This is a genomic window from Roseiflexus castenholzii DSM 13941 (genome assembly GCF_000017805.1).
Taxonomy (GTDB): Bacteria; Chloroflexota; Chloroflexia; order Chloroflexales; family Roseiflexaceae; genus Roseiflexus; species Roseiflexus castenholzii.
The window spans coordinates 2,246,054-2,271,762 of the sequence record NC_009767.1; the positions used below are offsets into that span (position 1 = coordinate 2,246,054).

At 61.9% G+C, this 25,709-nt stretch carries 24 protein-coding genes; 5 read left to right on the top strand and 19 right to left on the bottom strand.

Annotated features, from left to right (window positions below; genetic code table 11):
* Positions 1-1,130: 1,130 nt before the first annotated feature.
* Positions 1,131-2,558 (top strand): ATP-binding protein, encoded by a 1,428-nt coding sequence (locus RCAS_RS08955; RefSeq protein ID WP_232280214.1) that lies wholly within the window; start codon positions 1,131-1,133, stop codon positions 2,556-2,558.
* Here RCAS_RS08955 and RCAS_RS08960 read toward each other — a convergent pair.
* Entirely contained in the window at positions 2,543-3,172 is a 630-nt protein-coding gene (locus RCAS_RS08960; protein ID WP_012120263.1) for an LON peptidase substrate-binding domain-containing protein, read from the bottom strand. The genes RCAS_RS08955 and RCAS_RS08960 overlap by 16 nt on opposite strands.
* Before the next feature lie 159 nt (positions 3,173-3,331).
* On the opposite strand from RCAS_RS08960, the gene RCAS_RS08965 reads away from it, so the two are divergent.
* From RCAS_RS08965 to aat, 4 genes are all read left to right on the top strand, one after another.
* Positions 3,332-3,946 (top strand): SGNH/GDSL hydrolase family protein, encoded by a 615-nt coding sequence (locus RCAS_RS08965; RefSeq protein WP_049768812.1) that lies wholly within the window; start codon positions 3,332-3,334, stop codon positions 3,944-3,946.
* A 247-nt stretch (positions 3,947-4,193) separates the two neighbouring features.
* Entirely contained in the window at positions 4,194-4,886 is a 693-nt protein-coding gene (locus RCAS_RS08970) for an esterase family protein (protein ID WP_232280215.1), read from the top strand.
* A gap of 633 nt (positions 4,887-5,519) precedes the next feature.
* Positions 5,520-6,818, top strand: a complete 1,299-nt coding sequence (locus RCAS_RS08975; protein WP_012120266.1) for a hypothetical protein — start codon at positions 5,520-5,522, stop codon at positions 6,816-6,818.
* 15 nt (positions 6,819-6,833) lie between these two features.
* Entirely contained in the window at positions 6,834-7,427 is a 594-nt protein-coding gene (gene aat, locus RCAS_RS08980) for a leucyl/phenylalanyl-tRNA--protein transferase (protein WP_012120267.1), read from the top strand.
* A gap of 6 nt (positions 7,428-7,433) precedes the next feature.
* On the opposite strand, the gene RCAS_RS08985 is transcribed toward aat, so the two are convergent.
* From RCAS_RS08985 to RCAS_RS09075, 18 genes are all read right to left on the bottom strand, one after another.
* The gene (locus tag RCAS_RS08985; protein ID WP_012120268.1) at positions 7,434-8,690 is read right to left on the bottom strand and encodes a S1C family serine protease; all 1,257 of its coding nucleotides are present in this window, start codon (positions 8,688-8,690) and stop codon (positions 7,434-7,436) included.
* 11 nt (positions 8,691-8,701) lie between these two features.
* Complete coding sequence (locus tag RCAS_RS08990; protein WP_012120269.1) at positions 8,702-9,637, bottom strand: TIGR01777 family oxidoreductase; 936 nt, start codon at positions 9,635-9,637, stop codon at positions 8,702-8,704.
* Between the two features lie 203 nt (positions 9,638-9,840).
* Positions 9,841-10,854: a phytoene/squalene synthase family protein gene (locus RCAS_RS08995; protein WP_012120270.1), complete on the bottom strand. Its 1,014-nt coding sequence runs from the start codon at positions 10,852-10,854 to the stop codon at positions 9,841-9,843.
* Positions 10,855-11,127: 273 nt separating this feature from the next.
* Positions 11,128-12,087 carry a MerR family transcriptional regulator gene (locus RCAS_RS09000; protein WP_012120271.1) on the bottom strand — a complete coding sequence of 320 codons (960 nt, stop codon included), beginning with the start codon at positions 12,085-12,087 and terminating at the stop codon, positions 11,128-11,130.
* A 199-nt stretch (positions 12,088-12,286) separates the two neighbouring features.
* A complete protein-coding gene (locus RCAS_RS09005) occupies positions 12,287-13,174 on the bottom strand; it encodes a WD40/YVTN/BNR-like repeat-containing protein (RefSeq protein WP_012120272.1) in 888 nt (295 codons plus the stop codon).
* Between the two features lie 186 nt (positions 13,175-13,360).
* Positions 13,361-14,191, bottom strand: a complete 831-nt coding sequence (locus RCAS_RS09015) for a methyltransferase domain-containing protein (RefSeq protein WP_012120273.1) — start codon at positions 14,189-14,191, stop codon at positions 13,361-13,363.
* Positions 14,184-14,573: a DUF309 domain-containing protein gene (locus RCAS_RS09020; protein ID WP_041330486.1), complete on the bottom strand. Its 390-nt coding sequence runs from the start codon at positions 14,571-14,573 to the stop codon at positions 14,184-14,186. The genes RCAS_RS09015 and RCAS_RS09020 overlap by 8 nt, the downstream gene beginning before the upstream one ends.
* A 17-nt stretch (positions 14,574-14,590) precedes the next feature.
* A complete protein-coding gene (locus RCAS_RS09025; RefSeq protein WP_041330488.1) occupies positions 14,591-14,935 on the bottom strand; it encodes a rhodanese-like domain-containing protein in 345 nt (114 codons plus the stop codon).
* A 100-nt stretch (positions 14,936-15,035) separates the two neighbouring features.
* Positions 15,036-15,488 (bottom strand): HesB/IscA family protein, encoded by a 453-nt coding sequence (locus tag RCAS_RS09030; RefSeq protein ID WP_012120276.1) that lies wholly within the window; start codon positions 15,486-15,488, stop codon positions 15,036-15,038.
* A gap of 145 nt (positions 15,489-15,633) precedes the next feature.
* On the bottom strand, positions 15,634-16,704 hold the full coding sequence (moaA, locus tag RCAS_RS09035; protein WP_012120277.1) for a GTP 3',8-cyclase MoaA: 1,071 nt from the start codon (positions 16,702-16,704) through the stop codon (positions 15,634-15,636).
* 8 nt (positions 16,705-16,712) lie between these two features.
* Positions 16,713-17,816, bottom strand: a complete 1,104-nt coding sequence (locus RCAS_RS09040; RefSeq protein ID WP_012120278.1) for an Mrp/NBP35 family ATP-binding protein — start codon at positions 17,814-17,816, stop codon at positions 16,713-16,715.
* Between the two features lie 374 nt (positions 17,817-18,190).
* Complete coding sequence (locus RCAS_RS09045) at positions 18,191-19,228, bottom strand: ABC transporter ATP-binding protein (RefSeq protein WP_232280216.1); 1,038 nt, start codon at positions 19,226-19,228, stop codon at positions 18,191-18,193.
* A 63-nt stretch (positions 19,229-19,291) separates the two neighbouring features.
* On the bottom strand, positions 19,292-20,266 hold the full coding sequence (locus RCAS_RS09050) for a universal stress protein (RefSeq protein WP_012120280.1): 975 nt from the start codon (positions 20,264-20,266) through the stop codon (positions 19,292-19,294).
* A complete protein-coding gene (locus RCAS_RS09055) occupies positions 20,263-21,198 on the bottom strand; it encodes an ABC transporter ATP-binding protein (protein WP_012120281.1) in 936 nt (311 codons plus the stop codon). Before RCAS_RS09055 ends, RCAS_RS09050 begins: the two co-directional genes overlap by 4 nt.
* On the bottom strand, positions 21,195-21,968 hold the full coding sequence (locus tag RCAS_RS09060; RefSeq protein WP_157042596.1) for an alpha/beta fold hydrolase: 774 nt from the start codon (positions 21,966-21,968) through the stop codon (positions 21,195-21,197). Before RCAS_RS09060 ends, RCAS_RS09055 begins: the two co-directional genes overlap by 4 nt.
* A 5-nt stretch (positions 21,969-21,973) precedes the next feature.
* Positions 21,974-23,599 carry an efflux RND transporter periplasmic adaptor subunit gene (locus RCAS_RS09065; protein ID WP_012120283.1) on the bottom strand — a complete coding sequence of 542 codons (1,626 nt, stop codon included), beginning with the start codon at positions 23,597-23,599 and terminating at the stop codon, positions 21,974-21,976.
* A gap of 19 nt (positions 23,600-23,618) precedes the next feature.
* Positions 23,619-24,731: an ABC transporter permease gene (locus RCAS_RS09070; RefSeq protein ID WP_012120284.1), complete on the bottom strand. Its 1,113-nt coding sequence runs from the start codon at positions 24,729-24,731 to the stop codon at positions 23,619-23,621.
* On the bottom strand, positions 24,731-25,360 hold the full coding sequence (locus RCAS_RS09075; RefSeq protein WP_012120285.1) for a TetR/AcrR family transcriptional regulator: 630 nt from the start codon (positions 25,358-25,360) through the stop codon (positions 24,731-24,733). The genes RCAS_RS09070 and RCAS_RS09075 overlap by 1 nt, the downstream gene beginning before the upstream one ends.
* Positions 25,361-25,709: the final 349 nt, after the last annotated feature.

Sequence of the window (25,709 nt, forward strand, 5' to 3'; positions counted from 1 at the left end):
GGAGAGGCGAGAGGGGAGAGGCGAGAGGGGAGAGGCGAGAGGGGAGAGGCGAGAGGGGAGAGGCGAGAGGGGAGAGGCGAGAGGGGAGGGGCGAGAGGTGAGAGGTGAGAGGTGAGAGGCGCGAGGCGCGAGGGTCCCGACAATGGCGTAGCGCGAGATTTATCTCGCATTTGTGGAGAGGGGAGAGGCGAGAGGCGAGAGGGGAGAGGCGAGAGGTCAGAGGTGAGAGGGGAGAGGGGAGAGGGGAGAGGTGAGAGGTGAGAGGCGAGAGGCGCGAGGCGCCCGACAATGGCGTAGCGCGAGATTTATCTCGCATTTGTGGAGAGGTGAGAGGCGAGAGGCGAGGGGCGAAAGGCGAGAGGCGCGAGGCGCGAGGCGCGAGGCGCGAGGCGCGAGGGTCCCGACAATGGCGTAGCGCGAGATTTATCTCGCATTTGTGGAGAGGTGAGAGGCGCGAGGCGCGAGGCGCGAGGGTCCCGACAATGGCGTAGCGCGAGATTTATCTCGCATTTGTGGAGAGGTGAGAGGCGCGAGGCGCGAGGCGCGAGGGTCCCGACAATGGCGTAGCGCGAGATTTATCTCGCATTTGTGGAGAGGTGAGAGGCGCGAGGCGCGAGGCGCGAGGGTCCCGACAATGGCGTAGCGCGAGATTTATCTCGCATTTGTGGAGAGGTGAGAGGTGAGAGGTGAGAGGCGCGAGGGTCCCGACAATGGCGTAGCGCGAGATTTATCTCGCATTTGTGGAGAGGTGAGAGGTGATACCAATGACGCTTGACGATGCCGCATGCGTGTCATTCCGAGCGCAGCGACGTGTCATTCCGAGCGCAGCGAGGAATCTCAGCGGGTCGCGCCAGACCCCTCGCGCTGCTCGGGGTGACCATGCCGGATGTTCACAGGGAATTGGCGTGAGAGGCGAGAGGCGAGAGGGGAGAGGGGAGAGAGGCACGAGGCGCGGGGCGCGTGGGGGGCGGTGCGCGGAGGCGCGCGGTGTGCGTGGACGCGCGGTGTGTGTGGGGACGCGCGGTTTGCGGGGGCGGCGCGCCCCTACCGGACGATGGAGCGGATTGCCGCCTGACTGTGCATGCATGGACCCTCGCTAGTTTGTGCTACAATCATGCATGTTCGACGCTGTGGAGCAAACATCAAAAGTGATGGATATTCATGAACAGGCGATCACAGACCTCCTGGCGCAGGCGGAAGGCGAGCGCGTGGCATGCGTGCGGGCGAATGTTCGTCCCATCGATCTGGCGCAAACCATGGCGGCAATGGCGAATGCCTCCGGCGGGACGATCTTGATCGGCGTGCGTGGGCGTCAGGTCGAAGGGGTGGCAGATGTGGACGCTGCGCGAGCGATGGCGTTCGACGCGGCGCTGGCATGTCTGCCGCCGCTCGTCCTTCCGCTGCCGGTCGTTGTCACACACAATGGCGCCACGCTGCTGATTGTCACCGTTCCTTCAGGATTGCCCCATGTCTACAGCGTCGGTGGAACCTACCTGCGGCGGGAAGGTTCTGCGAATGTGCCGCTTGCTCCCGATGCCTTGCGACACCTTCTGATTGAGCGGGGCGAAACAAGTTGGGACCGGATGGCGCCGCCGGATGCAACGCTCGCCGATCTGGATGCTGAAAAGATCGCCGCCTACGCACGACGTGTTGGTCCTATCGCTGAAGCCGATCCGCTGGCATTTCTGCTCCGGCGCGGCTGTCTGATGCAGCGCAGCGGCACCGCTACCGGTAAGACCGAATTCGTGCCCACCAACGCCGGTCTCCTCCTCTTCGGCGTCGAAATCGAGCGCTGGTTTCCACAGGCAGAAGTGACGCTGGTGCGCTATCAGGGACGAGAGATGAGCGACGCATTTCTGCGTGAAGATATCCGCGACACGCTGCCGGAAACAGCCCGCCGCGCCGAACGCTGGCTGATAGAACATATGCGCCGTGGTAGCCGCATGGTCGGGTTGGAACGGGAGGACTGGACGCAATTCCCGTTGGGTGCGGTCCGCGAAGCGTTGATCAATGCGCTGGCGCACCGCGATTACACGATCCGTGGCGACTCCATTCGCGTCCTGCTCTTCAGCGACCGTCTGGAATGTTATTCGCCGGGGCGTTTGCCGGGACATGTCACGCTTCAGAACCTGGTCGAAGAGCGCTTTAGCCGGAACGCAACGCTGGTGCAGGCGCTGGCGGACCTGGGGTTGATCGAGCGGCTTGGTTATGGCATCGACCGCATGCTGCGTCAAATGGCCGACGCTGGCTTGCCGCCGCCGGAGTTCCGCGAGACGACTGCCGGATTTCTGGTCACGCTCTATGGGCGCACCGGCGACGACCGCGCCGATGCCGGCGGCGCCGATGTCGCCGCCTGGCGGCGCATGGGGCTGAACGAGCGGCAGATTGCGGCGCTGCTCTTTCTCGCAGAGCATCAGCGCATCACCAACCGCGACATGCAGGAACTTGCGCCGGATGTCTCTGCCGAAACACTGCGTCGTGACCTCGTCGATCTGGTCGAACGCGGGTTGCTGTTGCGCGTCGGCGACAAACGTGGCGCGTACTATATTCTGAAGTGACGGCGCAAAATATCCAGTTCGTGGGTGAGCAGCGCACTTATCCGAACCAGCCGTTCGCTCACATCGGCGATCTCCAGGAGCGCCTGGCGTTCTGCGAGGTTGGCGCGCACCAACAACATCGATGCCAGAAGTGCTGCCAGATGACGGGGATCATCGGCAGATTCGAGTTGTGTGCGCACTTCCTCATTGGGCGGCAGCGCGTCGAGCAATTCCCGGGCGCGTGCGCGCGCTTCCTGCATACGCGTCGCAATGTCTGAGGCGTTAATGTGATCTGGCAGAACATGGACCAGTGCGCGGAGATACGGCTCGCGCTGCGTCACCTGCTCGATGGCAATCCGTTCGAGCGCCTGGAGCGCAATGCGGAGTGTCCCATCATGCAGGCGCACCAGGCGGTGCAACCGCGCCAATGCGCCGATGGCATAGCACTGATCAGGGTCATCTCCCCGTTGCGCACTGACCGCAACAAGACCGCCTGAGATGACGGCGTCGTCTACCAGCCGTATCGCTGCCGGACGGCTTACTGCCACCGGCACGACGCTCGGCGGGAAGACCACAATGCCGCGCAGCGCCAGAAGCGGCAGTTCGGCGGTCAGATTGTGCGATGTATGTGTCACATGCCATCTCGGAACAGAAACTGATTCTGCATGTCTTCATGATACCAGCAGATTGGCATGTCTGCATTCATGAAGCATGCAAGAACTGTTCACAGTTGGGGGGGTCTGTGCTTTCTGTTGGCATCACACCCCGCGCGCAACGGCAGAAGGAGGATTGTCGTGGAGTGGTACGAACCTGAGGTGCAGGAACTGGAACAACTGAATAAAAGCGCGCCTCCACCGGCGGGTGCGGTGCTGTTCTATGGCAGTTCATCACTTCGGCTCTGGACGACGCTCGGCGAGGATATGGCGCCGTGGACCGTCGTCAACCGCGCCTTCGGCGGATCGACCCTCGCTGCCTGCGTCCATTTCTTCGACCGGTTGGTCATTCCGTGTGCGCCTGGTTCGATAGTGCTCTATGCCGGCGACAACGACCTCGGCGATGGACGGGCGCCCGACGATGTCGTGCGTTCCCTGCGCGCCATGCTTGCCAGGATCGATGCCGCGCTGGGATCGATCCCGGTTGCATATATGTCGATCAAACCCAGCCCGGCGCGCTGGAGCCTGCGCGACAGAATCCAGCGTGTCAATGAGGCGGCGCGTGCCCTGATGGAACACCGTCCATCAGGATATTACATCGATGTCTATACGTCGATGCTGGGACCCGATGGCCGTCCACGCGCTGAACTGTTCGACGCCGATGGGTTGCATCTCAGCGCCAGAGGCTATCAGGTATGGACGCACATTCTGCGTCCTTATGTCGCCGTGCTGTCAGGCGTACAACGTGAGCCATAAGCGTCTGTGTGGCAGGGCACAATCAAATCTGTACCCATTCTTAACACGGTTCTAACCATGCTGTCGTACATAGAGAGCAAGATGGCAGAAACACCTGCCCATCGCGCGCGTATTGCCGTCAATCCGCTTCTAAGGTCCGGTTGCCGACGTGTTGTTCGATCTGGTCGTATGCGGCGCACTTTCGTGCGTTAGTGCAGAGTGGTGACCATCTGTGCAGCGAGAATACTATCTATGGTGGAGTCCCCGTTTGCAGCGGGACATGGAAATGCTGGTCATTGGTCATGCAGGAGCGCGGGTGCTGGTCTTTCCGACCCGCGCCGGACGGTTCTACGACTACGAGAATTGGGGCCTGGTCGAGACATTGCGCCCGTCGATCGAGCAGGGGTTTCTGCAACTCTACTGTGTTGATAGCGTGGATCGCGAAAGCCTGTACGCCTTTCACCGTCCTCCGCAGGAGCGGATTGCGCGGCACGTGCAGTATGAGTCGTACATTCTCGACGAAGTGCTCTCACTCTCGCGACAACTCAACCCCAATCCGTTCGTGATCGCCCATGGATGCAGCCTGGGCGCTTACCATGCCGTCAACATCGCCTTTCGCCATCCGCACCTGTTCCACAAAGTCGTCGCATTGAGCGGGCGATACGATCTGACCGTCGCCACCGGATCATTTCGCGCACTTTTCGATGGATACTACGATGACACAATCTATTTTCACACTCCCTGCCACTTTATTCCGCGCCTGACCGATCCGTCCATCCTGGCACACCTGCGTCGCATGGAGATCACACTCGTCATCGGCGAGGAAGACCCGTTCATCTGGACCAACCACGCCCTCAGCGCGGCGCTGTGGGAAAAGGATATCCCGCACGCGCTGCATATCTGGCCCGGCGAAGCCCACCGTATCGAACACTGGCGCGAGATGATCCGGCACTATCTGTAAGGAAGACCGTCAGGCGGATGGCAGGTACGGGGGGGGGCGCCATCCATCCTGCCCGCGACCCGGACATGGAACGAACGCAGCGCGACGGCGTAATACCAATGACGATTGAAGATACCGCATGCTTGTCATTCCGAGCGCAGCGAGGAATCTGAGCGGGGCGCGGGCGGGACATCGGCGCACGGGCGGGCATCCGAACACGGGGGCGGGTCACGGGGTCGCGGGCGGGTCACCAGGGCGCAGGCGGGCCACGGGGTTGCGGGCGGGCCGCGGAGTCGCAGGCGGGACATCGGCGCACGGGCGGGCATCCGAACATGGGGGCGGGTCACGGGGTCGCGGGCGGGTCACCAGGGCGCAGGCGGGCCACGGGGTTGCGGGCGGGCCGCGGAGTCGCAGGCGGGACATCGGCGCACGGGCGGGCATCCGAACATGGGGGCGGGTCACCAGGGCGCAGGCGGGCTACGGGGTTGCGGGCGGGCCACGGGGTTGCGGGCGGGCATCCGAACATGGGGGCGGGTCACCAGGGCGCAGGCGGGTCTCAGACCCGCTCGCGCCCGGTGTCATGCTATACTTAACTGACCGCCTGAAGAAGGGCACGAAGAGAACGCCACAGCACGCAAGGGGAAGGGAGTTGATATGCAACCCGCACTTTCGCAGAACCCTCAAGTCGAATCTGCAACGTCGCTGCTTCCACTTCGTCCGCGAAGTATCGAGGCGACCGGGCTGACGCTCTCGTTTATTGCCGATCAGATGCTGCGCGCCCTCTATCTGATCGGTGAGATGACCGGTCTGCAGCTGGTGGAATTACTGCACCTTCCGTGGGAAAATGTGCTTGATCAGGCGATGGCCTATCTGCGACGCGAGCAGATGGCTGAAGTCAAGGGCAGCAGCGGCGTCGGTGAGAAAGCATATCGTTATCAGGCGACAGCCAAAGGTATCACGCGCGCGAAAGAGATCGGCGAGCGGACGCAGTACCTGGGACCGGCGCCGGTCAACCTGTCTGATTACCGCAATGTGATGCATCGGCAGACGACGCAGGGATTAGTCGTAACTGAAGCGGCCATTCGTGAAGCGTTTTCGCACCTGGTGCTCAGCGACTCAATTCTGCTCCAGTTGGGACCGGCGATCAACTCTGGTCGTTCAATCTTCCTCTTTGGGCATGCCGGGAACGGCAAGACCTCGATTGCTGAAGCGACGGCACGGCTGCTTTCAGACTCGATTGCCATTCCGCACGCCATCATCGTCGATGGACAGATTATTCGCATCTTCGATCCTATTCACCACGAGCGCCGTCCACTGGCGGAAGGGCAGGAATACGCCTACGATCAACGCTGGGTGCTGTCGCGGCGTCCGGTTGTCATTGCCGGTGGTGAATTGAATATGGGGTCGCTCGACCTTGAATATGATGAGTACAGCAAATATTACGAAGCGCCGCTTCAGTTGAAAGCCAACGGCGGATTATTCCTGATCGACGACTTTGGCCGGCAGCAGATGCGCCCGCGCGATCTGCTCAACCGCTGGATCGTCCCACTCGAGAAACGGGTAGACTACCTGACCCTGCATACCGGCAAGAAGATTGAAGTGCCATTCGATCAGTTAATCATCTTCTCGACCAATATCGAGCCAAAGCAACTGGTCGATGAAGCCTTTTTGCGGCGCATCCGCTACAAAATCGAAATCGGCAACCCGACGCCGGCAGAGTATCGCGAGATTATGCGCCGCGTCTGCAAGGCGAAGAACGTGCCATACAGCGACGACGGGCTGCGCTATTTGTTGGAGGTGGAGTACCCGCGCCGCAAACTGGAACTGCGCGCCGTCCATCCGCGCGATCTGATCGATCAGGTAATCGATTACGCGCGCTTTCTGGGGGTGCCGCCGACTATGTCGCGGGAACTGCTGGCGGCAGCGTGCAAGTCGTACTTTGTCGAGATGTGATCTGCTCCTGGCGCCATGCTCACACCCGATATGCTGATCGCCGCGTACTGCCAGGGTCTCTTCCCTATGGCGGATGAGCACGGCGTTATTCATTGGTACGACCCGCATCCCCGCGCGATTTTACCGCTCGAGGCGTTTCACGTGCCGCATCGCCTGGCGCGCACCGTGCGCAAAGGCGTGTTCACGATCCGCACCGACACTGCCTTCACCGATGTGATGCGCGCCTGCGCCGAACCGGCTCCGGGGCGCGAAACGACCTGGATTTCGGAAGAAATGATCGTTGCCTACAGCGCGCTGCATCGCATGGGGTTCGCCCACAGCGTCGAAGCCTGGCGCGACGGCCGTTTGGTTGGCGGGTTGTACGGTGTGGCGATCCGGGGGCTGTTTGCGGGTGAGAGCATGTTCAGCCGCGAGCGCGACGCCAGCAAAGTCGCGCTGGTGCACCTTGTCGAGCGGTTGCGGCGCGGCGGGTATGTGCTGCTCGACTCACAGTTCCTTGGGTCGCCGCACCTGCTCCAGTTTGGGCTGATCGAGATCCCACGATGGGAATACCGGCGGCGCCTGGCACAAGCGCTTCAGATCGATGCATCGTGGGATGCGCCAGTGTAATCGGCGTCACTCACGCGGGCGTGCGCCGAGTGTCATCGTAATCTGCTCCTGGCGATCGCCACGTTGGACGGTCATCATCACAGTATCGCCGACGGACGTTTCAAGTTCGAGATAACTGACGAGTTCATCGCTGTCACGCACCGGTTGGCCATTAATCGCAATAATAATGTCGCCACCGATGCGCAATTCGCGCCCGCCAACCGAAACGATCTGCGTTCCGCTGCGCAGCCCTGCGCGGGCGGCAGGGCTATCGGGCACAACCTCGGTGATCAGCACACCCTGACGCGCCGGCAGGTTCAGGCTATCCGCCAGCAACGGATCGACATCGCGCATTCCGATGCCCATCCACGGGTGATCGTAGCGACCATCGCGGATGAGCGCCGGAACCACCCGGCTGACCGCGTTGGACGGCACTGCATACCCGACCCCCTCGAAGGCGCCGGAACCGCTGCTGATAGCCGTATTGACACCGATCACTTCGCCGTAGATATTGAGCAGCGGACCGCCGGAATTCCCCGGATTGATCGCCGCGTCCGTCTGAATGATATTCGGGATGCGGAAGCGCCCGCCGCTGTTGCTCGCGGGCCCGCTGAGGCTGCGCCCAATGCCGCTAACGACTCCCACCGTGAGGGTGTTGCGCAACCCAAACGGATTGCCGATTGCAATCGCGCGCTGACCGACCTCGACGGTTCGCGAGTCGGCGAGGGGCAACGGCGCTGCTCCCGGCGGCAAGGCATCGACTTTCAGCACCGCAAGATCGCTTCCCGGATCGCTGCCGACCAACCGCGCCATCACCACCGTGCCGTCGGAGAAGCGCACCTGGAACTTCGCGCCGTTTTCGACCACGTGGTTATTGGTGACAATATGCCCCTGATCATCGAACAGAAAGCCAGAACCCTGACTGGTGGGAACGGTGAACGGCGCTCCGCCAACCGGCGGATGATCGGCAACCACTTCAATGCTGACAACCGCCGGATTCACCTGCCGGTAGAGGGCGGTCAGTGCTGCCTGCTCGGCTTCCAGCGGGTTGGTCAGTTCTGGTGGAAGGGTCGGCAGCGGCGCCTGCGCAGGCAATGGCGCAGGGGTGGTCGTTGGCGCTGACGGCGTGATCGGTGCGCGGGTCGCCTCTGCCTGAACTGCTGCGGTCGGAGCGGTAGTTTGTTCTGTTGCCACAGGACGCGGCAGATCGACCGATGGCAGGGTGCATCCCATGGGGAGCACAAGCATCGTCACGAGTGCGGCGAATATCAAAGAAGCGCGCATACGCGAATCTCCTATGGCAAGCGCGCAAGCGCCGCGCGCAGCGCCGGTTCCAATGTCGGATAGGCGAACGGATAGCCGAGCGCCTGCGCTTTTGCCGGTATGGCGCGTTGCCGTTCGATGAGCAGGGCCGGCGCCATTTCGCCGAGCAGCAAGCGGAGCACAAAGCCGGGCAACGGCAGCCACGACGGTCGCCCCAGCACGCGCCCAAGGGTCGCGCTGAAGTCGCGGTTCCGCTGCGGTTCCGGCGCCACGCCGTTGAATGGTCCGCTGGCGCGCTCATCGTCGATGCAGCGCATGATCAGTCCTACTTCGTCGTCCAGGTGAATCCAGGACCACCATTGCGTTCCCGGCAGAATGGGACCGCCGACAAACAGTTGAAACGGCAGCAGCAACCGCGCCAGGGCGCCCTCATGGCGATCAAGCACAATCCCAGTGCGCATCATAACAGTGCGAACGCCAAGGTCCGCAGCACGAGATGCTTCACCTTCCCACGCTACGCACACCTGCGCCAGGAAGTTGCGCCCTGGCGGTGCGTTTTCATCGACCGGCTCATCGCCCCGTGGACCGTAGTAGTCGATGCCGGACGCACAGACGAAGACCGAAGGGCGCCGGGAAGCGCGCGCCATTGCTTCGACCAATGTGTGCGTGCTGACGGTGCGGCTTTCAAGGATTTCGTGTTTATACGCAGGCGTCCAACGCCGACCGGCAATCGACGCTCCTGCCAGATGGACGACCGCATCGGCGGTTTCCAGGACCGACTCCCATGTGCCGCCGGTTGCGGCATCCCAGGCGATATACTGCGTTGCACCGGGAAGGACGGCGCGCGCTGCGTCTGGTCGGCGGGTAAATACCGTTACCGTGTCGCCGCGCGCCATCAGGCGGCGGCAGAGCGCCTTGCCGATCAATCCGGTTGCGCCGGTGATGACAATGTGCTTGTGTGCAGACATGGGTGCGTTCCAGCACGTCTCCGGCGATTAATGATACGCCGTTGCGAGTATAAGAGCATCCATCACGTAAAAACGGCACCCTTCCCCTTCGTTGCACTGAGGGCGATATGCGACGTTCGCGGAGCACCTCCGCTGCGCTCGGAGTGACGGAGATCTTCCGTTGTTTCTCGCATGAACGCCAACCCAATGCAACGCCAGCAACCTCAGCGATGCTCTCTGATCAGACGATTGAGTTTGCGGTAGGCGCGCCAGAGAATGGCGATCTTGCCGGTAAATGGAACGTAGGCGCGTTTCTGGAACACGTCGTAGTCGTTGGCGACGATGCGTGGCAAAATGCCACGATAGATCTCCGCAGCCGCAGCAATAGCCATCCGACCGTCTGGATCGAGCAGTGCAATACCGGGCCAGGACTCATCGTACAGGGCGTGTGCGCGTTCCATCTCGAAGCGCATCAAAGCCCGGAAGCGATCATCGCGTCGACCATGAAGAATATCATCATCCGTCAACCCAAAGCGACGCAGGTCTTCCTGCGGGAGATAGATTCGTCCGCGTCGCGCATCTTCGCCAACATCGCGCAAAATATTGGTCAATTGCAGCGCCACGCCAAGTTTCACCGCATACGGCGCAGCGCCATCGCGGTGCCCAATAATGTGCATCGAGAGCAAACCGACCACAGAAGCGACACGGTAGCAGTAGAGCCAGAGATCGTCAAACGTCTCATATCGGTGGATGGTGAGATCCATCGCAATGCCGGCCAGCAACTCGTCCACGAGGGCGCGCGGAAGAGCGTAACGCCGCACAGTATCGTCCCATGCGAGCAAAACCGGATGATCGGCAGGCGGATGTGGCGCGTGGACGCGCGCCACCCAATTTGCCAGCGTGCGCGCCGGGTCGCCGGTCGCGCGATCTACGGTATCATCGCTGGCGCGGCAGAACGCATACAGGGCGCGAACAGCCAGTCGTTTTTCGCGCGGCAGAAGCTGTGAACTGAGGTGAAAACTGCGCGAGTTGACGCGCGTCACCTCGACACAATACTGATACGCTGCATCGAGTGTCAGTGATGGCAGAGCATCGGTCGAAGGCGTCTCGTGCCCAATGATATCAGGTTCAGCCAGGTGGCGCAGATTAGCGAGCAGGGCCGCAGCATCGCGGATCGGCGCTTCACGCTCACCGAATGCTCGAACCGGTATTCTGGCAGAATGCTGGAGCGATGCCATGACCCCTCTTTTGGAACGCTCAGTTCCTCCTCTAATCATCGATGGCGCAGTTACAGGAGCGATATGGCGCTATCTCATAGGTGCCTTTGAGTGGCACACATGCGCTCCTGTATTGCGCCCCCCACAGAGAGCGCTGCCTCATACCCTGCTAGCAGGGCAGGAGTGCGCACCGTACCACGACGCGCTGGCTGGTTGTCCACAACCGGCTGGCGTGTTCAGAGCGACATTATAGCGCCATTTGCGTCAGAGGCTATCAACCGACTCTACGTGAGACTACGAGCGTTGAGGGGGGATGGATGCACCATTATTCGCCATGATCGAACTGACGGTTTGCACCAGTTCGCGCGCATCCTGGCCCAGGAACACCCCTGGAATAGCGGCGCACAATTCGGGATTGACATTGAAGATACGCCCGCCGTACCCGAAATGAACGTGGGGAAACTCCTGCCGGACGGCTCGCGCCACTTCCAGCAGGTTCATCGCGGTTTCGAGCGTTGAAGCCGACAGACAGACGAGCTTTGGGCGGACCTTGCGAATGGTTTCGAGCAGGTCGGCAAGCGGCACCTGGGCGCCCAGGTAGACCACATGCCATCCGCGACGCACCAGGAAGAGACTGGCGAACATCACTCCCAAGTCGTGCAGTTCCTGCGGTGCGCATCCGACCACAATCGTATCGCGCTGCGGCTGGTTCTCGAAAACGTTCAGCAGGCTCGCCAGTTTGCGTCGCACAAACTCAGTCGCAAAATGCTCCGCCGCAACGTTGATCTCACCGCGGTGCCAGCGCTCGCCGACTTCCACCATCGTTGGCTGGATCACCTCCAGCAGCACCTGCTCGAACGGATAGATCGCAAACGCTTCCGACACCAGGCGCTCGGCATTTTGGGCATCGAAGGTTGTCAACGCCACCACAAGGTCCTCGACCATGCGATCAATCGAGCGGTTGGCATCCGGTTCGACATGCGGCGGCGCCTGGTCGGTCACGCTTGTCAGCAGCATAATGGCATGGCTGATGTTGACCCCTTCGGCAGTGCGGTCGCGCAGCCAGCGAATAATCGCAATGTCGCGCTCCGAGTAGAGACGATGACCGCCCGGCGTGCGCTGCGGGCAGGGAATGCCGTAGCGCCGCTCCCAGGCGCGAAACGTGTCAGGCGGGACGCCGGTTTCGCGCGCGACGGCTTTAGTATTGAAAACGGGCGCTGTCGAAAGTTGCCCAAGAGATGGAGGTTGCGCCATTGCGGTTTGCCCCTCACGTGATTGTTAAATTTCCCACGGACTCGATCTGTAGATTAGCACAACGCACACCTCTTGTCAAAGCCTTGCACAGAACGGGGGCGTCAGCGCACATCCAGAATCACGACGGATCACTCAGATACGGGTAAGCGCCTCATACACATCTGTTGCTTGCGCGCCAATCGGCGCCCTCTTCAGGTCATCATGCCAGGCGAGCGGCAGCAATGTCGCGCACTGCTGCCAGCCCCCGGCGCACAAGGTTCCAGGAACGTCCCCGATCCGTGCTGATCGCAACCTCTCCCATGGCAGATGCGGCAAACGCGGTATCCATATGATAACCGGCAGGCTTGAGGATTGTTGCAGCGCCTTTCCAGGGAAGCGCAGCAATCGGCGGCTCCCAACCGTCGAGAGAACCGCGCACGACTCCGCCGTCGGTCAGCGCTGCAAGGAGTGTTGGCGGTGCGCCTGCCAGCGCCGTGCAAGTGGTCGCTTTGCCCGGTATGCCGTCGATACACCGCCAGTTCTCGCGTTCAATGGCGTATACGCGCCCATCGGCGAGCGCACAGATGACGTTTGCCATGCCAGGCGCCGCTCTCAACACACGAGGAACGTTCGGCAACGGCGCACCATACGGTTTCCATGTCGCGCCGCGATCGTCACTTACCATCACCTGACGGTCTCGCGCGCCGTAGAACCGTCCGGCATCATCGATGGCAAACGCGCCATATGCGCCGGGGAGCGCGATCCGGCGCCAGTGCGCGCCTGCATCATCGCTGGCAAACAACGTATCACCCGCCAGCAACCCCACGAATAACGGTTGGCGCGGGGCGCCGTACAGCACGGATGACGGCGCCAGCGGATCGTTGATGGCCGGCGCCATCCATGTCTGCCCGCCATCCGTGCTGCGATGGATGCGTCCGGCGGCGATGATCAGGGTGATCAGCGGGTTGGAATGATCGACCCAGACCGATTGTACCGCCGATCCCTGGAAGTGATGCGCGCTGCGCAGCCAGCGCCCCTGATTGGCGGGATCGCTGAGGAGCGTCAGTCCATCATCGGTTGCCAGAAACAAAAGTGTCGCTTTTGCCATAGACTTCTCCTTGTATGCGGGCAAAACGCCCGTGCTGCCGGTGGACGAGCAACTTTCTCACGCGAGCGGCGAGCGGTGAGCGGTGAGCGGCGAGAGGTGAGCGGTGAGCGGCGAGCGGCGAGACGCCCGCGCTCCCAGGAGTCAAGAAACAACAGCGTCGTTTTTGCCATGGATTTCTCCTGCTCCTTACGATGGCGAGGACGGGCATGCCAGCGTAAACAGAACAATGCCGTACTGTTCGTCGCGCTGCGGATACAACCCGGCAGCACGAAAGCGCCGGAGCAGTTCCTCAGGCGACCAGAACGCAATGCCGCCGGCGGAAACGATGTGTTGCACAGTACGCCCGACAGCGCTCTGCCCTTTGAGCAGGGTCATGGTCACGAAGCGGCCATCACGGGCAAGGATGCGTCGCACCTCACGCAGACAGGCATCGAGATCGCCGATTTCGTTGAGCGACCCGCCAATGGTTACGCCGGATGCCGCGCTGCTGGCGACCGGCAACGACTGCGCCGAGGCGCGCAGGTAAGAAACCCGCACTCCAGCGGCGCGCGCGCGCTGGCGCGCCTCGCGCAGCATGGGTCGCGCATGGTCGATGCCAACGACATGCCCCGGAACGTGGCGTATTGCCTGCGCCAGCGCGCGCGCGTACAACCCGTTTGAGCAGGCGACGTCAACCATCAACCCGCCCCGTGTCGCCTCAATCCATTCCGTCACCAGCGCCAGTTCGCGCTGGTACGGGAACGACTCGCCGCTCAGCAGCGTCAGCGCGAATGGACGCCAGAGACGTTCGTATGCCCAGGCGGTCGCCGGGAGTTCATTCGTCAGTTGCGCAATCGTCGGCGGACGGGGAGGACCCAGGAAATCGGCAATGCCGTCGCGGATCGGGTAGACTGCACCGCAGGCGCAGCGGAGCGCGCCGGATATGATCTCTCCGGCAGCATCACGGCGTGCGTCACCGAGATCGAGCGCTCCGGCGCATGTCGGGCAGCGCAGATCTGGCAGGAGAGCGTCATACATGGCGCGATGCGGCTTCCAGCGAGCGGATATGCGCAGCGAGCGCGGCAGCAGTCGGCGGATCGAGGGTGATGCGCGGAACAGGCGCCGGTGGACCTCCGTTCAGAACGAACTGATCCATTGCAGTAATCAATGCCGCGACATGGAGGCCGCGCATCCAGGGACTGAACGCCGCAAGTTTGGGACGGCTCTTCACATAGTTAAGGCGCATGCCGCGCGGCTGCCCGCGCTTCCACTTCTCAAGCGCCGCTGCCGCCTGAATGATGCCTTTGTAGAACATCGCCTCCGACTGCGCTGAAGCGAGCCAGCAGATTTCCCACTGCTCGTGGGCGTGCCAGTATTCGCCGGCATTGAAGAGCCGAATTCCCTCGAGATAGTGATCCATGCTCGCCTGCCGAACCATCAATAGCGTGGCACGGAAGGGTCGATCCGCAACGACCACTCCTCGATGCCGCCGGTCATATTCGCTACGCGCGTGAACCCCAGGTTGGATGCGACATACGCCGCCACATAGGCGCTGCGTTGACCGTGATGACAGAAAAAGACGTACTCCTGTCCAGGGTCAAGCGTGCCGATCCATTCGGCGGCGCGGCTGAGCGGCAGCAATTCCGCTCCTTCGATACGGGCAATTGCGTATTCTTCCGGCTCACGCACATCAATGAAACGGAACGGATCGCCTCGGTCGAGTTTCGCTTTGACCTGATCAGTCGTAAGATCAAGATAGGGCGCACGAAAGAACGGGTGCATATATTCACCCATGTTCAGAAGAGCGAGTACAGTGCAACACAAAGAGACGTTGCGCTGCAACGTCTCTTTTGCGCCTGCCGATGCGATGGAATGGATGCGCCTAATGGCTGCTGCAACAACCGCCGCCGTTGCCGTACCCGTCGTAATCGTCGTCGGTCCCCTGCTGTTCCTTCGTGCGGAACGAGTGACCGCAACCGCAGCTCGACACTGCGTTCGGATTGTCGATCTTGAATGCGCCCGCCAGCATATTGTCCTGCTGGTACGAAATCGTGGCGCCGGTGAGGTACCGCGCGCTGATCGGGTCCACCATAATGCGCAGACCGTGCGCATTCCACACTGTATCACCGAAGCGCTCCTCGTTGTCGAAGGTCATCCCATACTGCAAGCCGGAGCATCCGCCGCCGGAAACGAAGACGCGCAGACCATACCCTTCGAGGTTACGTTCCTTCATCATGCTTTGCAGGCGCAGGGATGCGCCTTCCGTAATTTCGAGCACCGGCGGGAATTCGCTCTCTTGATGCTGGTTGATCACATCCTGTTCGATGGTTGCCATAGCGTGTGCGCCTCCTGATGAGTTCTGTGCGAGTGTATCGCGCCAATATCGCTGACGACGCTCCTGGTCGTCGGTGAATTGCCGGCGTTCTCTGATGCTTCTGGAGTATACCAGAGTTACGCAAGAAAGACAATATCAAAACGGACTATCCTCCGAGTTCCGACATGCCGCGCAGTGTCGGCAGCACGCCGTCGGGCAGGCCATGACCCCAGGGTTTGAGCGCCACGGCGTAGCGAATAATCTGCTCGATCTCATCGAGTGTGGCGCCACTACGGATGGCGGCGCGTAGATCAACCTCATGATCGCGCAGCAAACAGAGGTGCAGGCGCCCGTCGGACGTCAGCCGCATCCGGTTGCACGTGGCGCAGAACGGTTCGCTCACCGAACTGATGAACCCCAGTTTGCCCGGCGCTCCGGGGATGCGGTAGCGTCGCGCCGAGTCGGCCGGCGCCAGTCCGAGGTCTTCGAGCGGACCATAGACTGACTCCAGGCGCGCAATCAGTTCGGCGCTCGTCACCACACTGCTCTGCGCCAAGTCTGCCACGCCGGTCAGCGGCATCACCTCGATGAAGCGCATCTCCCACGGGTAGCGGAGCGTCAACGCAGCCAGGCGTGGAACCTCGTCGTCGTTCATCCCGCGCACAACGACCGAATTGAGTTTGAGCGGGTGCAACCCCACACGGTCGGCGGCTTCGATTCCTGCCCAGACTTTCTCGAACGATCCGCCGCGTGTCATATTCCGAAACTTCTCCGGATCGAGCGTGTCGATGCTGATATTCACCCGGTCGAGACCGGCGGCTTTCAGCGGTTCGGCGAGTTTTTCCAGCCGCAGCGCATTGGTCGTCATGGCAAGGTGAGTAATGCCGGGGATGCGCTTGATCTCCCGCACAATCTCGACAATATCGGGGCGTAACGTCGGTTCGCCGCCGGTCAATCGGATTTTGCGAAATCCGGCTCTGGCAGCCGCGCGCACCACCAGCAACAGTTCGTCCGTCGTCAGCAACTCCGGGCGCGGCATAAATTGCATGCCGATCTCCGGCATGCAGTAAACACACCGCATGTTGCAACGGTCGGTCAGCGAGATGCGCAGGTAGTCGATCCGGCGTCCATACGAATCGTGCGCTGGCGTATCGGTCGGGTAGAACGGTCGCGCCTGCCGTGCTTGTTCGGCCGTGTATAGCGGAATGGTCATCCGGCGTACATCATCGTACTGCATAGTCCCCTCTATGCATATTCCATCACACTAATGCGCGCCGCCAGTTTGCGCGCAACCTCGCGGAAAACGTCGGCATAGGCGTCCGGCTCGTTACTGAGCACCGCCGGTTGACCATGGTCGCCTCCCTCGCGGATGCTCAACCCAAGAGGGATTTGCCCAAGCAATGGAATGCCGAGTTGCCCTGCCAGGCGAGCCGCGCCGCCAGAGCCGAAGATGTCGTAGCGTTTGCCGGTATCGGGCGCAATGAAGTATGCCATATTTTCGATGATTCCGAGCAGTGGCACATTCACCTTGCGGAACATCTCCATGCTCTTGAGCACATCGGCGGTCGCCACCTGCTGCGGCGTTGTGACGGTGACCACGCCGGTCAGCCCGGCATTCTGGAGCGACTGCGCCAGGGTCAGCGCAATATCGCCGGTGCCGGGGGGCATGTCGATGATCAGATAATCGAGCGGCGCCCACAACACCTGGTAGAGGAACTGCCGCAGCAACTGCGACACCATCGGACCGCGCCAGATGACCGGTTGCCGGTCGTCGATCAGGAAGCCGATCGACATCATTTTGATGCCATGCGCCTCAATGGGCAGCATACGCGGCTCACCGTCGGGACCGCTCACCGCCTCGGGTTGTTGCGAGCGCACCCCCATCATCAGCGGCACCGACGGACCGTACACATCGGCGTCGAGCAGCCCAACCTGCGCCCCTTCGCGCGCGAGCGCCACCGCCAGGTTGACTGCGACCGTCGATTTGCCGACGCCGCCTTTGCCGGCGGAGACGGCGACGACGTGGTTGACGCCGGGGATGGCGACCTGTTCGGGGATGCCGCCGCGTGGACGCACCTGCGCGGTAAACTCGATGCTTACCCGATTACGCGGAATGCCGGCGATTGTTTCGAGCGCTTCTTCGCATTCGCGCTGAATCTGATCCTTGAGCGGACAGGCGGGGGTGGTCAATTCCACGGCAAAGCGCACGGTATCGCCATCGATGACCAGATTCTTGATCATCTTGCGCGATACCAGATCGCCGCCGAGTTCCGGCTCCTGCACCGTCGCCAGCGCCTGCAACACCGCCTGCTCGCTCGGCCTGTCGTTATGGCGTGAAAAGAGACCCATGATCCCTCGCTTCCCCGAGTCGCTTTTCGCTCCTCTCAGTATACCATATTTTTATAGCGAAAACTATCGTAAATAGATGAGGACAATCACCTCTTTTTGCCGATTGTGGAGAAGGCAAGCGCTATTGTACCATAGAAGGTGACCACTACACACGGCGACGCTTGTGAGTCATGAGCGTATCCGATATACTGGCACATACGTTGTGATATGGGAGCGCTGAAGAGCAGACTGAGGAGATGTTTGTGCGTTCTCTTCCGGCGCCATATCTGGCGGAGCGAACCATTCGTGTCGATGTGTGTTGCATCGACACAGTGCGACATCGATCAGGAAGAGGCGGTGTGGGACGACACTCTTATCCGAATTCGCCGCGATGCTCAACGAGTGGCTGACTCGTCTGGAGAATCTGGCTGCTTCCCCAGATACCGATCTACAATCGCCACAAACACATCTTCGAGCGACGGATCAATTGGTTCGATGTGAACGTCGGACACCTGCGCCGACTCCAGGGCTGCGGCAAGATGCGGCAACCGAAGCGCTGCGTCGTCGACGATGACGTGGAGCCGGGCGCCATGCGGGGCCACGCTGCGCACGCCGGGTTGCGCCAGCAGGGTGGTGCGCGCTCGTTCCTGCGGCGTGCCCTCAACTTCCAGTACGGCGCCGTCGAACGTCGTGCGCTTGAGCGCCATTGGTGCGTCGAGGGCGACCAGTCTGCCGCCGTACATCAGTCCAATGCGGTTGCAGTGCTCGGCTTCGTCCATGAAGTGAGTGGTGACAAAGACAGTCACCCCTTCGCCTGCCAGGTCGTAGATCAGGTCCCAGAACTCGCGGCGCGCCTCCGGGTCGACGCCGCTCGTCGGCTCGTCCAGAAAGAGGACCTGCGGACGATGAACGATGGCGCATGCCAGCGCCAGGCGTTGCCGCCAGCCGCCCGGCAGGTCTGCGGTCAGCACCCGGTCGTGCCCGCGCAGTCCGGCAAGGTCGATCAATGCGTCGATGCGTGTGGCGCGTTCGGCACGCGGAAGACCGTACACGTCGGCATAGAATGTCAGGTTTTCACGCGCCGTCAGATCGCCGTAGAGACTAAACTTTTGCGACATGTAGCCGATCCGTCGGCGAATGGCTTCCTGGTCGCGCGCAATGTCGAGTCCTAGAACGCGCCCCCTGCCGCTGCTCGGTGTCAGCAGCCCGCAGAGCATGCGGATCGTGGTGGTTTTGCCGGAGCCGTTCGGTCCCAGAAAACCGAAGACTTCGCCATAGGATACGTGCAACGAGACTTCATGCACCGCTACGAACGAACCGAAACGGCGCGTCAGATGATCGGTTATGACAGCGTAATCGGTCATGCTCAAGAGTTTAGAGTGAATGGCGTGAGCGCGTGCGAATACATCAGCGACGAACGTCCAACGGTCCACGTTCAACGCTTTAATACCAATTGAAGATGCCGCATTCTTGTCATTCCGAGCCCTTCGCTTCGCTCAGGGTAAACTCAGCGAGGAATCTGAGCGGGTCGCGCACGACCCCTCGCTCTGCTCGGGGTGACCATGCCGGATGGTCACAGGTGATTGGTATAAGGCTTCCTCATCTTGTGCGCGCACCAGCAACACCGGCAGCGCCGAGTCGTGCACCACCTTTGTTGCAATGCTGCCCAGCCATAGATGTTGCAAACCGGTGCGTCCATGGGTCGCCATGACAATCAGATCGGCCTCCTCTGCTTCTGCCGCGCGGATGATTTGTTCGGCAGGCGCGCCTTCGGCGACTCGCGCGCGCGCGTCTATCTGGCGGGCGCGCAACTGATCGGCGATTCGTTCCAGGTACTCGCGCGCTTCGATGGCGCCATCGTCGGTATGTGCGACGACGCTGATGAGCACGAGTGCAGCGCCAGTGCGTGCGGCGATCAGTTGGGCTTCGGCAAGCGCCTGTTCCGCGAGCAGTGAACCGTCGAGCGGGACGCAGATGGTGCGGTAGGCGACTTCGGCGACCGGCGGGCGCGCGCCGCCGTTTGAGCGCACGACGAGCAGTGGCGTCGGCGCAGCGTGCAGCACCTTCGCGGCGACGCTGCCGAATGCCCAGCGCAGCGCGCCGCCGTAGCCGTGAGTTGTCATTGCGATCAATCCCACTCCAGGTTCGTGTTCTGCACGCGCAATGATGGCGGCAGCAGCGTCATCGGCCGGCTGCACGTCGAACGATACGCGCAGACTCATCGAGTGCAGCCGTTCTGCCACACTCGCCAGGTACATGTTGGTGCGCGCCAGCACTTCTTCGGTCCATTCCCGGCGCAATTCTGCCGGAATGGTCGTCTTCCAGAAGAGGGACTGGCTGATCTCGCCGGGTGTCACGATCCTCAGCAACAGGAGCGAGGCGCCGGTTGCACGTGCCAGCGATACGGCGTAAGGAATCACGGCTTCGGCAGTCGTGGACCCATCGAGCGGAAGAAGGATGTGCCGCGTCATTGCGATCTCCTCTCTCGTTGCAGATACAGGAAGATATCCTCCATGCCGGGTGATACCGGGCGAATGGCGTGCAGCGTCACGCCTGCGTCTGTGAGGGTCTGGTGCAGCATTGCGTCATCGAACCCTGGTGCGGCAATCACGTGAAGACGATCACCGAAGACGTGAACATCGCGCACTTCGGGAAGCGCCCGGATGACGGTTTCTGCTGCGTGGCGCGGCTCGGCGCGGATCTCCAGCACGGCGCCGGGCACGAGGCGCTGGAGTTCGCGCGGCGTCCCGTGCGCCAGCAGATCGCCGGCGCGCATGAAACTCACCTCGTGGCAGCGCTCGGCTTCATCCATATATGGCGTGGTGAGCAACACCGTCATGCCGCGGTCGTGAACCGCTTCGTGGAGAAGATCCCAGAATTCACGCCGCGATACCGGATCGACGCCGGTGGTGGGTTCGTCGAGCAGCAGTATCTGTGGATGATGGATGAGCGCGCATGCCAGCGCCAGTTTCTGGCGCATTCCGCCGGAGAGTTCATCGGCGCGTCGGTTGCGAAACGGCTCCAGGCGGCTGAATCCGAGCAGTCGGTTCAGCAACGTGGCGCGTTCCGCGTGTGGGACGCTATAGGCGTCGGCGTAAAAGCGCAGATTTTCGAGCACGGTCAGGTCGCCGTACAGACTAAAGCGTTGCGGCATGTAGCCGATGCGTTGCCGCACGCCCTCTGGATCGCGCGCCACATCGATCCCGGCGACGATTGCGCGTCCGCTGTCGGGGCGCAATGCACCGCAGAGCAGGCGCAGGGTGGTCGTCTTGCCGGCGCCATCCGGTCCGAGCAAACCGTGGATCCGCCCCGCTGCCACCATCAGGTTCAGGCGATAGACCGCATGCACCGGACCGAACGAGCGGCTCAGGTCAATGGTTTCGATGGCGGGCAAGTCGTTCATTGCACGGCTACAACCTCGGATACAAAATCGCGCAACGCCGTGGTGTACGCTTCCGGTTGATCAAGGTTCGCCAGGTGGGATGCGTTTTCGATCAGGCGCAGCCGACCCTGACGCAGGGCGCGCAGGTAGGAGTGCTCATCGCGTCGAAAGAAGCGATCATTGGCGCCGTTGAGCAACAGCACCGGCATATCACAGGCGCGCAATGCGGGCAGCGGATCGAAGTCGAGCAGTGCGGCGGAAATATCGGCGTAAAAGCGGTAGAAGAAGCCGCGCGCGATGATCGGTTCCGCCAGTGCTGCGGGGTAGGTCTTGCGCAGCGTGCGTTCCTCGGCGCGCGCCAGCAACGGCGAGAAGGTGCGCGTCGCAAAGCGGGTGACGGCGACGTAGGGCGCTCCTATGAGACGACCGGGCAGCCCGTGGAACGCGAACGTACAACCGGACAACACCAGCGCCGTTGTGCGCTGTGGGTGTCGGGCGCCGAACGCCAGCGCCACATATCCCCCCAGCGACAGACCGCAGACAATCGCCCGCCCGTCTGCTACCGTGTCGATGACGGTTGCGATCTGCGATACGGCGGCATCGAGGGAAAACGGCACGTGCGCCAGCGCGCCATGCCCCGGCAGATCGGGAGCGATCACGCGCAGGGAAGCGCCGAGCGCGTCGATCTGCGGTTGCCAGAGCGCACGCGTCATGCGTGCGCCATGGATCAGGACGATTGCCGGCGCATGCTCAGGACCGGCAAGCGTGTACTCACGTGGGTGTATCATCATCCCCCCTAACCCCTCTCAAGAAGCGTGACATCCGCTGGCATACCGGGCTTGAGCGCGTGGTCGGCATTGGGCAACTCGATGCGCACGGCAAAAACCGTTGTGGCGCGCTCGTCGCGTGTCTGAACGTTGCGCGGCGTAAACTCGGCGTTTTGGGCGATGAATGTGACGGTCCCACGAAAGACGCGACCCGGAAAACTATCGACCGTGACCTCCGCCGTCTGTCCAAGGCGCACGCGCCCGATGTCGGCTTCGCTGATGTACACGGTCAAGCGTACTGTGTCGAGCGAGCCAATGGTCATGAGCGGCATACCGGGGGTCACCTGTTCTCCTTCGTGGATGGGGCGACTCAGAATGATGCCGGAACGCGGCGCGCGCAATGTCGCCTTCTCAATCATCACCTCGATCTGCCGTTGTGCTGCGCGCGCCTGCGCCAGTTGCGCCTCCGCCGCCTGAATCTGCTCCGGGCGGGCGCCGTTCCGCGCCATCTCCAGGCGCGCGCGCGCCTGCGCCAGTTGCGCCTCGGCGATTGCCTGCTGCGCGCGCGCCGCATCGACCGCCGCGCGCAACTGCTGCGGATCGGCGCGCATCGCCTCGACCACATCGAAAAGACGTTGCGCGTTTGCGAGCGCCGTTTCGGCAGCAGCCATATCTTGGGGCGTTGGTCCTGCTTCAGCTTTTGCCAGCGCCGCCTGTGCGCTATCAACCTGCAATTCTGCCTGACGCACGCCAACTACCTCTGCCTGGCGCGCCTGTTCCGCCTGCACCAGCGCCTGTTCCAGCGCCGTCTCCGCCTGACGCAGCGCCGCTTCCGCCTGAACGAACTGTGCATAGTAATGCTCGCGCGCCCCATCGCTCACGGTATTCGGCAGGCGTTGCACGCCGGCCGGCGTCGTGACCAGCACCAGAGGCATAAGTGCATCCTGCCCGGTATCGCGCACATACTCCCAGTTGCTCTTCGCCTGAGCGTAACGCGCCTGCGCCTGCGTGAGCGCCGCTGCCGCCTGTTCGACCTGCGCTTCCGCCAGTGTCTTGGCGGCGGAGAGTTTATCGCGCGCGGCATGCAGGTTCTCCTGTGCCAGTGCGAGCGCTGCGCGCGCCGCGTCGATATCCTCCTGGCGCGTGCCAGCGCGCAGTTGTTCCAGCGCGCGCAGCGCCGAATCGCGGTTGGCGCGCGCCTGCGCCAGTTGCAGGTCCAGTTCTCGTGGATTGTTCAGGATGGCGAGCGCGTGCTCATACGCCCGGGCAGCGCCAGCCGCCGCCGCTTCCGCTTGCTTCACCTGCGCCTCGGCAATGGCGATCTCCTCGCTCCGCGTTCCGGCGCGGATCTGCGCCAGGTTCGCCTCGGCTGCCGCCACTGCCGCCTTCGCCTGATCCAGTTGCGCTTCGAGCAGTGCCGTATCGATCTGCGCCAGCTCCTGCCCGACGCGCACCTCCGATCCTTCATCGGCAAACAGCCGCTGCGCGCGTCCGGCGATTTCTGCGGTCACCAACACCTCTTCGGCTTCGATCGTGCCCGATCCGGTGAGGGCGCCATTCCGCGCCTGCGCCGATTGCTGGAACCACCAGTACCCGCCGCCGATCAACCCGGTTATCAGGAGCAGCGGGACAACTATTCGTGTGCGTGGATGCATGATCGCCTCCCAACGTTCATCAGTCAAGCCGTTTGCGGAAGCGCGCCGTGGCGGCAACGATCAGGATGGCGCCAAACAGTGCCAGTGCGCCGATCTGCGGCAGCAACGTCGAAGCATCGACGCCTTTGATGACGATGCCACGCACCACAATCAGATAGTAGGTCAGCGGAATGATGCCGCTGATGAATTGCAACGCCGCAGGCATCGCAGCTACCGGATAGATGAAACCGGAAAGAAAGACCGATGGCAGAAGGGTCAGGAAGGTCAGCAGAAACGCTTCCTGCTGCGTGTTCGCTACGGTCGAAATCAGCAATCCAATCGACAGCGTCGAAAGCAGGAACAGACAGGAGATCGCCAGCAGCAACCCGACATCGCCCTTGATCGGCACGCCAAACCAGAAGGTTCCCAGGATCAACACTTCGAGCGTGATCAGCAGCGCCACCAGCGCATACGGCAGAATCTTGCCCAGAATCAGCTCAAAGGACCTGATGGGGGTGATGATCAACTGCTCGATCGTTCCCCGTTCGCGTTCCCGCACAATTGCCGACGATGTGAGCAGCGTCGCCTGCAATTGGAGCACCAGCCCAATGAGACCGGGAATCATAAAGACGGCGCTTGCCATATCCGGGTTGTACCAGACGCGGGTGCGCACCTCGAGCAGCGGCGCGGTTGCGCCACGTCGCTCGGTCTGGATGCTGACCGACTTCGCCTGCCCGATCAGACGCGCCGCCGATAGTGACGAACCGGCGATCGATGGGTCCGATCCATCGAGAACGAACACCACCTGCGCCCCCCGGCGTCCCTGCACGTCGGCAGCATACCCTGGCGGAATGATCAGACCGGCGCGCGCCCGGCCGCCATCGATCAACGCGGCGAGTTCGCGGTCGCTGCCGGTGTAGTGTGCCACAGCAAACTGCCCGGAGGCGACAAATGCCTCAACCAGATCACGGCTGGCAGAGGTGCGATCCTGGTCGAACACTGCCAGCGGCACGTCGCGCACGTCGGTGGTTGCAGCATAGCCGAGCAGGATCAACTGCATCAGCGGCGCGATGAACATCACCACCAGCGTGCGCGGATCGCGCCGAATGTGGATGAACTCTTTGCGCATCACGGGCCAGAGGCGGCTGAACATCACGCATCCTCCCCTTCGAGGCTCAAACCATGGAGGAAAACATCGACCGCCATGGCGACCGCCTGATCATCGGCGAGTTGGAGGGCTTCGGGCTGGCGTAGCACCTCGCGCGCAATCACGTGGACAACGATGCTGCCCAGAAATGTGCGCACACTGATCGACGTGTCGTGCGGGCGGAGACGGCCATTATCAATTTGCCGTTGCAGGTAGGCGCGCAACACGCCGAAGACCCGATCCACGAAGTGCTGTCGTATCATGGCGGCCACTTCGGGAAAGTGCAGCGCCTCTGCCAGAATGATGCGAAACACCGCAACATTTTCGGGGATGCTCATCATCGTCAGGTAGGAACGTCCAACGAGGGTCAACCCTTGACGCGGCGGCAGGTCCATCAACTGTTGCGGATGATCGACGAGCGCCAAAATCGTGGCGCGCTCGCGCAGCATAGAGAGAAAGAGGTCCTGCTTGTCTTTGAAGTAGTGATAGATCAGCCCCGGCGAAATGCCTCCCGCTGCTTCGGCGATGTCGCGGTTCGTCGCCTTTTGAAACCCTTTGGTGCTGAAGACCTGCAACGCCGCATCCATAATCTGGCGCCGCCGGTCGCGCGTGTTGCTGTCGTCCGCTCCTGCCATTGCCATTCCTTATTTGATTGATCGAACAATCAAACATAGTCTATCAGAAATTGATTGATCGATCAGTGAAGATTTCGCAACCATCGTGAACAGAACGGTAATGACCGCGTTGCAGGTTGGCAGTTGACCATCCAAACGTTGGTCGTATGCGTATCGATTTTTGCCGCAGCACAACGCAGTGCGCCTGTCACTCTGAGCGGAGTCGTCGCCGGAGTGACGGGTTGCGATATGGCATCACCGCCGGGATTCCGAGCGCAGCGAGGAAAATATGAAGTGTCGCCGACCCGGGACAGCACGCACACGGGTGCGCGACTGCTGCCGGGAAAAATGAAAACATCGGGTCTTCGGG

Bases quoted from the DNA above. Each gene is read 5' to 3' on its own strand.
- RCAS_RS08975 (WP_012120266.1), top strand. From the start codon at position 5,520: ATGCAACCCGCACTTTCGCAGAACCCTCAAGTCGAATCTGCAACGTCG.
- aat (WP_012120267.1), top strand. From the start codon at position 6,834: ATGCTCACACCCGATATGCTGATCGCCGCGTACTGCCAGGGTCTCTTC.
- RCAS_RS08985 (WP_012120268.1), bottom strand. From the start codon at position 8,690: ATGCGCGCTTCTTTGATATTCGCCGCACTCGTGACGATGCTTGTGCTC.
- RCAS_RS08990 (WP_012120269.1), bottom strand. From the start codon at position 9,637: ATGTCTGCACACAAGCACATTGTCATCACCGGCGCAACCGGATTGATC.
- RCAS_RS08995 (WP_012120270.1), bottom strand. From the start codon at position 10,854: ATGGCATCGCTCCAGCATTCTGCCAGAATACCGGTTCGAGCATTCGGT.
- RCAS_RS09000 (WP_012120271.1), bottom strand. From the start codon at position 12,087: ATGGCGCAACCTCCATCTCTTGGGCAACTTTCGACAGCGCCCGTTTTC.
- RCAS_RS09005 (WP_012120272.1), bottom strand. From the start codon at position 13,174: ATGGCAAAAGCGACACTTTTGTTTCTGGCAACCGATGATGGACTGACG.
- RCAS_RS09015 (WP_012120273.1), bottom strand. From the start codon at position 14,191: ATGTATGACGCTCTCCTGCCAGATCTGCGCTGCCCGACATGCGCCGGA.
- RCAS_RS09020 (WP_041330486.1), bottom strand. From the start codon at position 14,573: ATGGATCACTATCTCGAGGGAATTCGGCTCTTCAATGCCGGCGAATAC.
- RCAS_RS09025 (WP_041330488.1), bottom strand. From the start codon at position 14,935: ATGCACCCGTTCTTTCGTGCGCCCTATCTTGATCTTACGACTGATCAG.
- RCAS_RS09030 (WP_012120276.1), bottom strand. From the start codon at position 15,488: ATGGCAACCATCGAACAGGATGTGATCAACCAGCATCAAGAGAGCGAA.
- moaA (WP_012120277.1), bottom strand. From the start codon at position 16,704: ATGCAGTACGATGATGTACGCCGGATGACCATTCCGCTATACACGGCC.
- RCAS_RS09040 (WP_012120278.1), bottom strand. From the start codon at position 17,816: ATGGGTCTCTTTTCACGCCATAACGACAGGCCGAGCGAGCAGGCGGTG.
- RCAS_RS09050 (WP_012120280.1), bottom strand. From the start codon at position 20,266: ATGACGCGGCACATCCTTCTTCCGCTCGATGGGTCCACGACTGCCGAA.
- RCAS_RS09055 (WP_012120281.1), bottom strand. From the start codon at position 21,198: ATGAACGACTTGCCCGCCATCGAAACCATTGACCTGAGCCGCTCGTTC.
- RCAS_RS09060 (WP_157042596.1), bottom strand. From the start codon at position 21,968: ATGATGATACACCCACGTGAGTACACGCTTGCCGGTCCTGAGCATGCG.
- RCAS_RS09065 (WP_012120283.1), bottom strand. From the start codon at position 23,599: ATGCATCCACGCACACGAATAGTTGTCCCGCTGCTCCTGATAACCGGG.
- RCAS_RS09070 (WP_012120284.1), bottom strand. From the start codon at position 24,731: ATGTTCAGCCGCCTCTGGCCCGTGATGCGCAAAGAGTTCATCCACATT.
- RCAS_RS09075 (WP_012120285.1), bottom strand. From the start codon at position 25,360: ATGGCAGGAGCGGACGACAGCAACACGCGCGACCGGCGGCGCCAGATT.